This window comes from Fodinibius sp. Rm-B-1B1-1 (assembly GCF_038594945.1).
Lineage (GTDB): Bacteria > Bacteroidota > Rhodothermia > Balneolales > Balneolaceae > Fodinibius > Fodinibius alkaliphilus.
Genome location: NZ_JBCFYD010000001.1, coordinates 429,106 through 442,202, shown reverse-complemented (window position 1 = coordinate 442,202; position 13,097 = coordinate 429,106). Strand labels below are relative to the sequence as shown.

Below are 13,097 nucleotides of genomic sequence, written 5' to 3'. Positions count from 1 at the left end.
GGATTTCTCACTGCGTTCGAAATGACTACTCCTTATTTAATTATTTTTTAATACAGGGCTGATAATTTTTCCTTGGTGCGTTATAGTTGTATGTAGCGTGATTTCATCCTCAAAATCGAATTCTGGTTTGCCATCTTTAATTAGGTGGTCCAATAATGACAACATATTCTTAGAGTACAGTTGGCTTGCGTGATAAGCCAACATGCTGGGTATATTCAACGGGCCAATGACTTTCACCTCATTTACAATAGTTGTTTCTCCCGGTGTTGTTAGTTCACAATTGCCGCCCTGCTCCGCAGCCAAATCCACAATAACAGCTCCGGCATGCATATCGTTGACCATCTGTTTGGTAACCAACAGCGGGGCAGGCTTGCCGGGTATGAGCGCTGTTGTAATAATAATGTCCGATTTTTGGGCGTGTTCATGGATTACCTGTCGCTGGCGTTCTTGTTCATCCTCAGCCAGTTCTTTGGCATAGCCGCTTTCTGTTTCCGATTCGTCATCCAGATCGGGGACTTCTACAAAGGTGGCTCCCAAACTTTCGACTTGTTCTTTGACAGCTGGGCGAATATCAAAAGCCTCGACCTTAGCACCCAGTCGTTTTGTTGTGGCAATGGCTTGGAGTCCTGCTACTCCAGCGCCAAGCACCAGTACTTTAGCCGGAGCCACTGTTCCCGCCGCGGTCATCATCATGGGCATATAGCGGTCCAGTTCGTTGGCTGCAATAAGTGCAGACTTGTATCCCGCAATAGAACTCATTGATGAAAGTGCATCCATACTTTGAGCACGTGAAATTCGAGGAATGGCATCCATCCCCAGTGCAGTAATGTTCTGCTCTTGTAAGAAATTGACTAAATCTTCATTTTGGAGCGCCCACAGCAGGCAGATTAGGACACTTTCTGATTTCATCTTGCTGAGGTCATCTTGCGCTGGGGACTGAATGCTAATTAGAATATCTGCATCCGAAAAAAGCGTGGTGCGATTGTTGATAATGTTGGCACCTGCTGATTGATAAGCTTCATCTAAATAGCTGGAAGCTTTACCAGCATTGGACTCTACCCAGACTTCATGATTATTTTCAACGAGTTTAGAAACTGTATCAGGAATGAGGGCTACACGCTTCTCGCGCTCAGCTGTTTCTTTTGGAATAGCTATAATCACAATAGGCACCCGAAAAGTTTTAGGTTAAGGGGATAACTTATTGAAAAGTAACGGTATTGCAAATAAGGAAAATGTAAGATTGTTATGATACTGCGTATCTGAATAATTATTGGGGTAAGAATTTATTGATGAATCCTATTGGTATGATAGGAAATATTGACTCAATCATTACCTCTTATTTTTGTACATTTAGATGAAATTTCAAAAGCGAAAATATTGAGAGTTTTTCATGGAAGATATTGCAGGTAAAACATTTGATGTTGTTATCGTTGGAAGTGGGCCCGCAGGATTAACAGCGGCGTTGTATGCTGCACGCGCTGATTTAAGTCCTATTGTGTTTGAGGGACCCGAGCCCGGCGGACAGTTAATGCAAACAACGGATGTAGAAAACTACCCTGGCTACCCTGAAGGTGTGATGGGGCCCAAGATGATGCAGGATTTTCGTGAGCAAGCTCAGCGTTTTGGTGCTGATACGCGCTATGGCATGGTGACAAACATCGAGTTTGATGAGCGTCCTTATAAAATGACTATTGATGAAGAGGTGGACATTAAAGCCAAGGCAATTATTGTATCTACGGGTGCTTCGGCCAAATGGTTAGGGCTGGACAGTGAGCAGCAGCTGCGTGGAAAGGGGGTATCAGCCTGTGCTACTTGTGATGGAGCCTTTTTCCGTGACCAACACGTAGTTGTGGTTGGCGGAGGGGATACAGCTATGGAAGAAGCGACGTTCCTTACCAAATTTGCCAGTAAAGTTACGGTGTTGCACCGTCGCCAAGAGCTGCGTGCTTCGAAAGCGATGCAGCAGCGGGCTTTTAATGATGATAAGATTGAGTTTATGTGGGATACCGAGCTCGAAGAAGTGTTGGGCGAAGGTGCTGTAGATGGTGTTAAGGTCATCAATAATGAAACGCAGGAAGTTACTACACTTGATGACGTGAAAGGGGTATTTATCGCAATTGGACATAAGCCCAATACCGACCTGTTTAAAGGTGTGCTTGAAATGGATGATGTTGGATATATTCAAACCAAAGGCCAGTCAACAAAGACGGGGATGCCCGGCATTTTTGCCTGCGGTGATGCGATGGATGCGGTATATCGTCAGGCTGTTACAGCAGCGGGTACGGGTTGTAAAGCTGCGCTTGATGCCGAGCGTTATTTGGCGGAGGCGGAAGTCAGCAAAGAAGCTGTTGCCGAAGAACACTGGAAATAATTTTCAGTAGTATGCAGTGATTAGATAGCAGGTTGGATACTGTTTACTGGTCACTGTTATCTTTACCTACCGTTTTGGCTGTCTTTTCTGATGTGGGCTCTTCTTTAGTATCGGATTCCTCTGATTCTTCATCATCTCGAATCTCGATATATTCGGCCTCCACTTCGTATTCATCTTTATTTTGGTCATTTTCCTCATCGGGGTAGCGTTCTACAATAATTTTCACATCATTCATAAAGAGAGCAAACATCCCAATAGCCGAAACAATGGGTGCAATAGTTGTTAGCAGGGCGGCTCCACCAACACCGACCGTTAACTGAGATTGAAACAGCGTCTTCCCGTTTTTGTCCTGGATCATAACACGCCGGGCATTACCCTCTCGAATCAATCGTTTTACTTGTTTGATGATTTCATTAACGGTACCGGTGATTTCTTCCTTAAACGTTTTTTGTGAGTCCGAGGTATTCATAATCAGATCAGATTTTTAGGCTAAAATAACTTCTTTTTGTAAGGAATCATTTGTTCTAAGGTCTTACTACGTTAAATAACTGTAAATGATTCATGAGGAGTTTTTATGCTATCACGTGTTTATTGTGCTTCTACTATTGGAGTAGATGCCCGTCTTATTGAAGTGGAAACGAATATGTCGGGTGGAGTGCCAAAATATTTTTTGGTGGGGTTGCCAGATCGCGCCGTCAGCGAATCAAGAGATCGTATTGAGGCGGCGCTTAAAAATTCGAATGCGGAATTTCCGAAAGGGCGGAAAACGGTAAATTTGGCTCCGGCGGATTTGCCGAAAGAGGGAAGTGCTTTTGATTTACCTATAGCTGTAACACTATTAAATGTGTCCGGCCAGATAAAAACAGATAAGTTAGAACAAACATTGATATTGGGGGAGCTGGCACTTGACGGTCAGCTGCGACCAGTAAAGGGAGTGTTACCCATGGCTGTGCAGGCACGAGATAAAGGAATCCAACATATGGTTGTACCGGCAGATAATGGTCCTGAAGCTGCCGTAGTTGACGGGATTGATGTCTACGCTTTTGAACATTTGACTGAAGTAATGGATTGGTTGCGGGATGGTTCATCGTCTTCGCCACTAAATGTGAATGTTGAAAAGATGTTCCGGAAGGATGGAGACGGTGAGATCCTGGATTTTTGTGATGTTCGTGGACAGGAAACCGTAAAACGTGCATTGGAAGTAGCTGCTGCCGGAGGGCACAATGTAATTATGGTAGGACCGCCAGGGTCTGGAAAAACCATGATGGCTCGTCGCCTGCCAACAATACTTCCACCTTTAACATTAGATGAAGCTCTCGAGACGACAAAAATACATTCTGTAGCTGGGTTACTTCCTTCAGGAGAAGCATTGGTAACGGGCCGTCCCTTTCGATCTCCTCACCATACCGTTTCGGATGTGGCTTTGGTTGGCGGTGGGAGTATTCCTATGCCTGGCGAAATTTCGATGGCTCATAATGGAGTATTATTTTTGGATGAATTGCCTGAATTCAAGCGAAGTGCACTTGAAGTAATGCGTCAGCCGCTGGAAGATGGCTCCGTTAGTATATCGCGTGCGCGTATGAGTGTGAGTTATCCAAGTAGAATTATGTTGGTAGCTTCGATGAACCCGTCGCCAACGGGCGACTGGTATGATCCCACAGATCCCGGAGGCGCTTCTCCGTCACAGATGCAACGGTATTTAAGTAAAATAAGCGGTCCGCTGCTTGATCGGATTGATCTGCATATAGAGGTCCAAAAAGTAAGTTATGAAGAGTTGTCCAGCAAGGCGAAAGGGGAATCCTCAAAACAAATAAGGGAGAGAGTAGTTCAGGCCCGGGAGGTACAAACTCAACGTTTCATGGGGATTAAAGATGTGTATTGTAATGCCCAGATGAATACCAAGATGTCGCGGAAGATATGTAAGCTGGATGATGCAGGTAAGCAGATGCTCAAGAAAGCTATTACTTCATTGGGATTATCAGCCCGTGCCTATGATCGTATTTTAAAAGTGTCTCGAACCATTGCTGATTTGGAGCAGTCCCAACAAATTCAGTCCAATCATATTGCTGAAGCTATTCAATACCGAAGTTTGGATCGTGAAGGGTGGTTGGGATAATAGTGACTCTTAACTTAGGCATGTCGATAAATGTGATAAGCTATCTTTACTTGTTACTATTTAGTTCGTACTATTTTTTGTTAAACCTAAACAGAAGCGGATACAAAAGTTATGACTTATCTAAACCAGGGGATAAAGTTGCTTGTTATTGCGGCTTTATTGGTAATGACAGGATGTGCAACAAGTAGTACCTCAAATCAGTCAAGTGTCGAGGGAACAGATGGAACGGAATATATGACATTGGAGGATCATATAAGGCGCCTAAATGGTGTTCGGATTTCGGGCAGTGGCGATTATGCCAAGGTTATATTGCGTCCAAGGGGGATGTCGAATGCCAGTAGGGGGGTAAGTTCTTCTGGCAAAGGTGATCCCGGATTAGGTGACAGTGATCAGCGTCAGCCCTTGTTTGTTATCGATGGACAAAAGGCGGGTCGGAATTATCCATCTGTAGCCGATATGTTTTCTGAAGGGGAAATAAAATCGGTTCGTTTGTTGCCTGAATCGGAAGCTTCGCAATATGGCAGTGAGGGTGGTCATGGAGTCATTGAAATTATCACTAATGTTGCTGCCGACAATTAACTTTTTTTAATTATCAGAAAAATTAAGCATCGGGTATTGCAATGCCCGGTGCTTTTTTAGTTTTGTAATAGGTTTTCTATAAAGATGTGTAGGGAGAAGTAGTTTTATAGCGAAAGGACATGTGGCTTATATCGGTAAGGTAAGCACAATTCAGTAACTTTTTATTTGTCTATCCTACCAATATAAGATAGGATAAAATCCCATCTGAAAAGGGAGCTTTTGTTAATTGGTTGTCTGTCAAGCTGATGAAACTATTACTACTAAAAACCTGATATTGAGTGTCGCATAACGGTTATCTATCAATAATTATTTTATTCTTTTCACAATTTTACATATATAAAAGGGTGGTTAAATAACCATTAAGAGAGTGTTAAGTCTACGTACTTGGCACTCTTTTATAGATTTACTCTAATAATAATTTAAAATTAAACCAGGGCTATGGTAAAAAGATTACTATCTCTATTTACGTTATGCCTGATATTTTCCGCTACTGCCTTTGCGCAGTCCGGGACGATAACAGGTACGGTAACCGATGAAAGTTCAGGTGAAACACTGCCCAGTGTAAACGTCTATGTGGTTGAGTTGCAGCGAGGTGCTGCTACCAACGCACAGGGTGAGTTTACAATAGAAGGTGTTGAGTACGGTACTTATACTGTACGTGCCAGCTTCGTTGGGTATAATACTTTTGAACAAGAGGTTACAGTTGACCAATCAACGGTTACGCTTGATATTCCTCTCACTTCATCTACACAACAACTTGATGATGTTGTTGTAACAGCTTATGGGGTAGAACAAAGTATGAACGATCTCCCCTATTCTGCTCAACAGGTAGATGGTGAAATCATATCAGAAAACCGAAGTGATAATTTTGCTGCATCTTTAAGCGGCCGTGTATCCGGTCTTAAGGTTAGTCAGACAAGCGGAATGGGCGGTTCCACAAATATTGTAATGCGTGGGTATCAGTCTATTTCTGGAAATAACCAAGTGCTTTTCGTTGTTGATGGCGTTCCCTATGCGAACGAAGAATTCAACGATGCAAGTACAGAAGCTGGTTTTGCCGGGTATGACTATGGTAATACTGGAGTCGATATTAATCCGGATGATATTGCATCTGTGAACGTGCTGAAAGGACCTGCTGCGGCAGCGCTGTATGGTTCTCGTGCATCTAACGGAGCTATTGTAATTGAAACCAAAGGTGGTAAGTCTGGAAGCCGACCGGTAGAAGTTACCTTTAACTCCAGTGCTACTATCCAGAAAATTAATCCCAATACATTTATTGATCACCAGATGGAATATGGTGGTGGATATGTGCCTTCTTTTGGTGCAATAGATATTGATGGAGACGGCACTGACGAAACCATTGGTAATCCATGGGATGACGGTTCTTATGGACCTAAATTTGAAGGCCAGCAAGTGTATCAATGGGATGCTTTTGTAGAAGGAGGGCCTAACTTTATGACGGCAACTCCATGGGAAGCTCCTGAAAATACACCAATGGACTTCTTTGATACCGGTACAGATTTTACCAATAGCTTCCAGATTAATGGTGGCTTTGAAGGTGGATACTATAATATGGGATACAACCAAACCAATACGACTGGTATCCTTCCCAATGCTAAGCTTGACAAGAATAAGCTAAATTTCTCTGCCGGGTATGATGTAAGTGACAAGTTTACGGTATCTGGTAAAATTCAGTATTCTAAGACTGAAGGTCGTGCGCGACCGGCTCGTGGTTACAGTACCATGATGAGTATGTTTCGCCAATGGTGGAATACTTCAGTAGATATTGAAGATCAACGCCGTGCTTATTTCCGAAATCGTACGAACGAGACGTGGAATTGGTCGCAAGGTGATCTTGGTGGAAGTCCTATTTACTGGGATAATCCCTATTGGACTCGTTACGAAAACTTTTCTACTGATGAACGTGACCGTTATTTCGGTAACGTGGAAGCAAACTACGAATTCACTGATTGGCTGAATGTAACAGGTCGAGTAAGTATTGATAGTTATAGTCAGCTTATTGAGGAGCGTAACAATGTTAGTAGTATTGGTCACGGTTCCGATTGGACTGGTTATCACAAGAGGGTGGAAGACTTTTCGGAGTTTAACTATGACCTTCTTGCCAACTATAATAAGCAGCTGAACGAAGATGTCCGTATTAGTGGTGTGGTTGGTATGAACTTGCGTCGCAATCACAGACAAAGCACTACTGCTGAAACCAATGGTGGGTTGCTTGTGCCTGGTGTATATTCACTAAACAATTCGGCAAGTCCCATTCAATTCCCGGATGAAACCGATGAGCAGTTGGCAGTAAATGGTTATTTTGCCAGCTTGAAAGTAAATTATGGTGGATTCTTAAACATAGAGGCCACAGGCCGACGTGACAAAGCATCCAGTTTGCCTGATGGTGAAAACGTATATTACTATCCATCAGTCTCGGCTGGATTTACTTTCAGCGAGTTTATTGATGCTGATTGGTTATCGTTCGGTAAGATTCGTGGTAACTGGTCTGAAGTTGGTAATACGGCACCACCCCATAGTTTGAATGATACCTATGATCGTCCTAATAACTTTGGTCCTACAGGTCTATATACCCTTCCTAATACCAAGAATAATCCTGACTTGAAACCTGAACGTACAAAGAGTTGGGAAGTTGGAGTACAGTTGGGTGTATTGAATGATCGTGCTACGTTGGACGTAAACTATTACGACCTCAATACTATCGATCAGATTCTTGCTACTGAGGTTTCTCGTGCATCCGGTTATGCAACGAAGTTTGTTAATGCCGGTAATGTAGAAAACCGTGGTTGGGAAGTTTCTTCGACACTACGGCCTGTTGTATCACGAGACTTTACGTGGACAATGAATGTGAACTGGAGCAAAAACTTCAACGAAGTAAAAGAACTTGCCCCAGGGGTAACTAATTACCAGTTGGCTAACCCGCAGGGCTCTGTTTCTATTAGTGCTGCTAAGGGTGAACCTTTTGGAGCAATCCGTGGTACTGACTTTGTCAATCTTGACGGAGAATCCTGGAGTGAAAACGGTGGAAAACGTTTGACTGAAGGTGGTTACTATGCTATAACCTCAAACTCCAATAATATTATTGGAAACCAGAATCCTGACTGGACGGGTGGTGTTTCAAACCGCTTGAATTATCAAAATTGGTCGTTGAATGTCTTAGTTGATGTTCAATGGGGTGGAGATATTTTCTCACTCGACCAATACTATGGTCAGGGAACAGGTCAAACACCACTTACTGCAGGGTTGAATGACTTAGGCAATCCTAAACGTGATCCTTTAACCAGTGGAGATGACAGTGGTGGAGTAATCCTCGACGGTTATAAAGCTGATGGTAGTAAAAACGATGTACGTGCCCGTGCTGATCTCTATTACGGAGCTTACGGATGGGTTACAAACCCCGCAGCTGCGTTTATTTATGACGCCAGTTATGTGAAGCTTCGAGAAGTAGGTTTAACGTATAACTTACCGCAGAACCTTCTTGATAAAGTAGGTCCAATTAAGGGTGCATCCGTTTCTGCTATTGGCCGTAACTTGTGGATCATCCACAAAAACTTGCCGCATGCTGATCCTGAACAGGGAATTGTTGCGGGTAACGTGCGGGGTTATCAAGGTGGTGCTTATCCATCCACACGTAACTTCACGTTTAACTTGAAACTTGAATTTTAGGATTGAATACCATGAGAAAACTACTATTACCTTTATTAGTATTTGCACTGGTACTCAGTTCGTGCGAGGATGATTTAACCAGCTTGAATGATGATCCTAAAGCCGCGTCTGAAGTAACAGCAGATCCCTTGTTTTCTAACTCTCTCGTTAGTCTGGGAACGTTAAAAACAAGCGTTGATTACAACATTAACATGTTTATGTTTATGTCTCAGTATTGGGCAGCAACAACTTATGCTGATGAATCCCAGTACAATTTGACAGGTCGATCGATTCCTGACAGTTACTGGAGCGAAGTTTATCGCGACGTTCTAAATAACTTGAAAAGGGCATCGAGCCTTGTTGAGGAAGAGGAATTTACGCCTGCTGAAGAGAAGGCAGCGATGCAGGCTCAGATAGAAGTTATCAATGTTATGGCCTACCACCAGTTGGTAACCATCTTTGGTGATATTCCGTATTCTGACGCCTTGGATGCTGATAATGTATCGCCGGCGTACGATAATCAGGCGGAGATTTATTCCAATCTGATGAGTCGCCTAAATTCAGCTATTAGTGGCTTGGAGACTGCAGTTAATGCAGGGACTCCCGGTTTTGGCAGCTCTGCTGATGTTTTCTATGCAGGAAGCATGGAAGCATGGTTAATGTTTGCCAACTCGCTAAAAATGCGTATGGCCATTCAGGTAGCAGAAACACCAGGTGCGGTTAATTTTGACCCACAAACTGCTATTGAAGAGGCATCTCCTGCTGCATTTCAGTCTAATGACGATAATTTAGCGCTGGAATTCACAAACACCCCACCTAACAGAAATCCGGTGTGGGAAGATGTGATCAATACAGGTCGTAATGACTTTGTAGCAGCCAATACGCTAATTGATATGATGAATGACTTGGAAGACCCACGTCGTCAAATTCAATTTACGCAGGTTGATACAAATACCGTAGAAGGCGATCCTGCTGAGATGGCTTATGTGGGAGGAATATATGGTGAGTCTAATGACTACATCGACTATTCCCATGTTAAAGGGCCATTGATTGAGTCTGATTTCGAAGGGATTCTCCTTGAGTATGCTGAAGTTGAGTTCATCCGAGCTGAAGCGAATGTTCGTGGATGGTTGACCGGTACTGCAGCTGCAGCTCAAGATCACTACGAGAATGCGGTTACTGCTGATATGCAATACTGGAGCGATGCTTCAAGTGATGAAGAGATTACTCAATCTGAGATTGATGATTATCTCGATCCTTTAAGCGGTCCCGCTGCGTATCCTGCTACTGGTACTGAGCGAGAGCAAATCGAAGCTATCGCCCAACAGAAGTGGTTAGGTCAATATATGAATGACAACCTTCAGGCATGGACTGACTGGCGACGACTGGATCATCCAACATGGTTTGTTGCTGATGAAAATCCAAATGCAGATGAAGAGGATGATATTCCTACGCGCTTCACTTATCCTGTTGACGAGCAGAACTTGAACCAGTCTAACTGGAGTGATGCTGCTTCGGCAATTGGAGGTGACGAGCAAACCACACTTCTATTCTGGGATGTGGAGTACGCGAGTAGCAGATAATATAACTTAAGCTTATCGATTTACGGTAAGTATTCATTCTAAAGGGCTCCGAGCAATCGGGGCCCTTTTTTATTTGCTGTTATTTTATTGATTCAATGAAGCATAATGAATATGCTTAGCAGCACCTTGTATTTGTAATGTTTAATAATTGCGCTTTTGTCTCTATACGCAGATATCATTTTTCCAACTGCTGTTCGTCAACCGTTTACCTATAGCTTGCCAAAGAACTTTAAGGAAGTGGCAGAGGTTGGGAAAAGAGTTTGGGTTCCACTACAAAGACATAAAAAGATTGGTGTCATTGTTAATATTCATGGTGATGAACCCGATTTCAATACCCGGAATGTCCAAAAAATATTGGATGAGGAGCCGGTCATTTCGCAGGAGTTACTAAAGCTTACCAACTGGATACATCGATTTTACTATTGCGGATGGGGGGAGGTGATCCAGGCAGCATTACCACTGGGCCTAAACTTTTACGCCGAAAAGTGGTTGAAGCCTGTGAGCGGTGAAATACCCACCTATCTTGATGATGATTCCAAACAGATTGTTGAAGAAGTGTTGGAGAAAGGTTCCTATCAGCTTAAAGAAGCCGAAAAACGATGGAATGCCAAAGTAATTGATCAATTGGTTGGACAAAAGATTCTTGAAGTTCGTGAAGAACCGGCTTCAAAAATGAAGCCCAGCACTGATAATTTATGGCAATGGAAAGAGGATGAGTCAAGAGAAAATGCTTTACAGCTTATCGAAGAATATAGAGAGCAGAATAATAATTATAAATGGATTAAAGCACTAACATTACTAACTGAATTAGATCTGCCAGAATTTCAAAAACAGTTAACAGACTACGATTTACTGGAGCACTATACCTTAAGCCGAATTGCAGATGAAGGATTGATAGTAACAGAAGAGGTTGAAACGACGAACTTAAGTAAAAAGCTCGATTATGATCCCACACAACTTAATAGCTTAAATAAAGAACAACAGGGCGCATTTTCTCAGATAAGCGCATCTTTGGATGAAAATACTTTTAGTAGTTTTTTGTTGTATGGCATTACGGGCAGTGGCAAAACGGAAGTGTATATTCATGCCCTGAAAAAAGCCCTTGAGCAAGGTAAGGGAGGGTTGGTATTAGTGCCCGAAATTGGCTTGACACCTCAAATTGTAAAACGGTTTCATCTTATTTTTGGGGATGATATTGCCGTACTCCACAGTCGGCTTACCAATCGGGAGCGCTATGATGCGTGGCGGGCGTTGCAGAAGGGGGAAAAACGTATCGCCATCGGCGCGCGTTCAGCAGTGTTTGCTCCCGTGCAAAACCTTGGACTCATTGTTGTAGATGAAGAACACGATATGTCGTATAAGCAGGAAGATCCAGCCCCACGCTATAATGGACGTGATGTGGCAGTTATGAGGGGACGTATCACTAATTCAACCGTGGTAATGGGCTCGGCAACACCCAGTATGTCGTCGTTGTATGGGGCAAAAAAAGACAAAAGTACATACTTAGAGCTCACAAAACGACCGTTTGAAGCGAAGTTGCCCCAAGTGAATGTGCTGGACTTAAAACAGTACCGTTCGGCGATGAAGGGACCGATAGCAATACCCCTTTATGAGGCTATTAAAACTGCGAAAGAGAATGGGGAGCAAGCTATCTTATTGTATAACAGAAGAGGTTTTTCATCGTATCTGCAGTGTAGTACTTGTGGTGAAATTCCTGAGTGTCCAAACTGTTCAGTGAGCCTAACCTATCACAAATCCAAAAAACAGTTGCGGTGTCACTATTGTGGATATTCTGAGCGAGAGCCGCGTCGTTGTAAGGAATGCGGTAATAATACCGTGGCGCCACGTGGCAGTGGCACTCAAAAGCTGGAGCAAGAGATTACTGAGCTATATCCAGAGGCAGAAACGCTGCGCATGGATTTTGATACGACGTCGGGCAAAGATGCGCACTCCCAAATTCTAAAAGCATTTGGTCGGAAAGAAGCTGATATTTTGGTTGGGACGCAAATAGTCGGTAAGGGACTTGATTTTCCTGATGTGACGGTGGTTGGGGTTATTGATGCGGATACCGAACTTGCCTTTCCTTCATTTCGATCGGGCGAACGCATGTATCAGCTGTTGAGCCAGGTGGCCGGACGTTCGGGGCGTGCAGACAAAGAAGGAAAGGTGTTTTTTCAGACGTGGCAGCCCGATCATCCCGCCATACAAAAAGCCAAGGAACACGATTATAAATCGTTTGCCCGTCAAGAGTTGGCCTATCGGAAAATGTTGCAGTATCCACCGTATTCTCGAATTATTCGATTCATATTTAAGGGTAAAAAGGAAAATAATGTACAGCGCGTAGCCACTATTTTCACAGAGTGTTTAGCTGATGTATTGGGTAGTATGGAGGCCGTGCTGGGGCCATCACCGGCAGCTATTGCAAAGATGCAGAACTTTTATCGATGGGAAACATTTATCAAGATTGATCCATCAAATGGGGCAGCAGCTATTGAACGTATGCTAGACAAAACCTTTGATTTATTTGATGAGCAAAAACCCAAGGGGGCCAGCTCTGTTCGTATTAACGTAAATGTAGATGCACTGGAATAGAAGCTTAAAAAGTCAGGGCTTAGTTTTTTTAGCGGTTTTTCTAATCCTATCTCAGTAAGGGCAATTTTATAAAAAGTTACAACAACTCTTTTTCTCTTCTTGGATATCAGAGAGCAAATCTGAATAGCAAGAATTGACCCTTTTAATTCGGCTTTTACGTATTAATGAATGAGAGGCGATTAATGCCTCA

8 protein-coding genes are annotated in these 13,097 nt (G+C 43.2%); 6 read left to right on the top strand and 2 right to left on the bottom strand.

Annotated features, from left to right (window positions below):
- Positions 1–36: 36 nt before the first annotated feature.
- Positions 37–1,170 (bottom strand): Re/Si-specific NAD(P)(+) transhydrogenase subunit alpha, encoded by a 1,134-nt coding sequence (locus AAFH98_RS01915; protein WP_342520979.1) that lies wholly within the window; start codon positions 1,168–1,170, stop codon positions 37–39.
- A gap of 220 nt (positions 1,171–1,390) precedes the next feature.
- Here AAFH98_RS01915 and trxB point away from each other — a divergent pair, with 220 nt between their 5' ends.
- Positions 1,391–2,371, top strand: coding sequence for a thioredoxin-disulfide reductase (gene trxB, locus AAFH98_RS01910; RefSeq protein ID WP_342520978.1), 981 nt, complete (start codon positions 1,391–1,393; stop codon positions 2,369–2,371).
- Positions 2,372–2,414: 43 nt separating this feature from the next.
- Here the strand turns inward: trxB and AAFH98_RS01905 are convergent, their stop codons facing one another.
- Positions 2,415–2,840, bottom strand: coding sequence for a DUF4342 domain-containing protein (locus AAFH98_RS01905; RefSeq protein WP_342520977.1), 426 nt, complete (start codon positions 2,838–2,840; stop codon positions 2,415–2,417).
- Positions 2,841–2,945: 105 nt separating this feature from the next.
- On the opposite strand from AAFH98_RS01905, the gene AAFH98_RS01900 reads away from it, so the two are divergent.
- From AAFH98_RS01900 to priA, 5 genes are all read left to right on the top strand, one after another.
- Positions 2,946–4,487: a YifB family Mg chelatase-like AAA ATPase gene (locus tag AAFH98_RS01900; RefSeq protein WP_342520976.1), complete on the top strand. Its 1,542-nt coding sequence runs from the start codon at positions 2,946–2,948 to the stop codon at positions 4,485–4,487.
- Positions 4,488–4,598: 111 nt separating this feature from the next.
- A complete protein-coding gene (locus AAFH98_RS01895) occupies positions 4,599–5,066 on the top strand; it encodes a hypothetical protein (RefSeq protein ID WP_342520975.1) in 468 nt (155 codons plus the stop codon).
- A gap of 438 nt (positions 5,067–5,504) precedes the next feature.
- Positions 5,505–8,753 carry a SusC/RagA family TonB-linked outer membrane protein gene (locus AAFH98_RS01890; protein WP_342520974.1) on the top strand — a complete coding sequence of 1,083 codons (3,249 nt, stop codon included), beginning with the start codon at positions 5,505–5,507 and terminating at the stop codon, positions 8,751–8,753.
- An 11-nt stretch (positions 8,754–8,764) separates the two neighbouring features.
- The gene (locus AAFH98_RS01885; protein WP_342520973.1) at positions 8,765–10,315 is read left to right on the top strand and encodes a SusD/RagB family nutrient-binding outer membrane lipoprotein; all 1,551 of its coding nucleotides are present in this window, start codon (positions 8,765–8,767) and stop codon (positions 10,313–10,315) included.
- A 156-nt stretch (positions 10,316–10,471) separates the two neighbouring features.
- Positions 10,472–12,907 (top strand): replication restart helicase PriA, encoded by a 2,436-nt coding sequence (gene priA, locus AAFH98_RS01880; RefSeq protein WP_342520972.1) that lies wholly within the window; start codon positions 10,472–10,474, stop codon positions 12,905–12,907.
- The last annotated feature ends 190 nt before the right edge of the window (positions 12,908–13,097 follow it).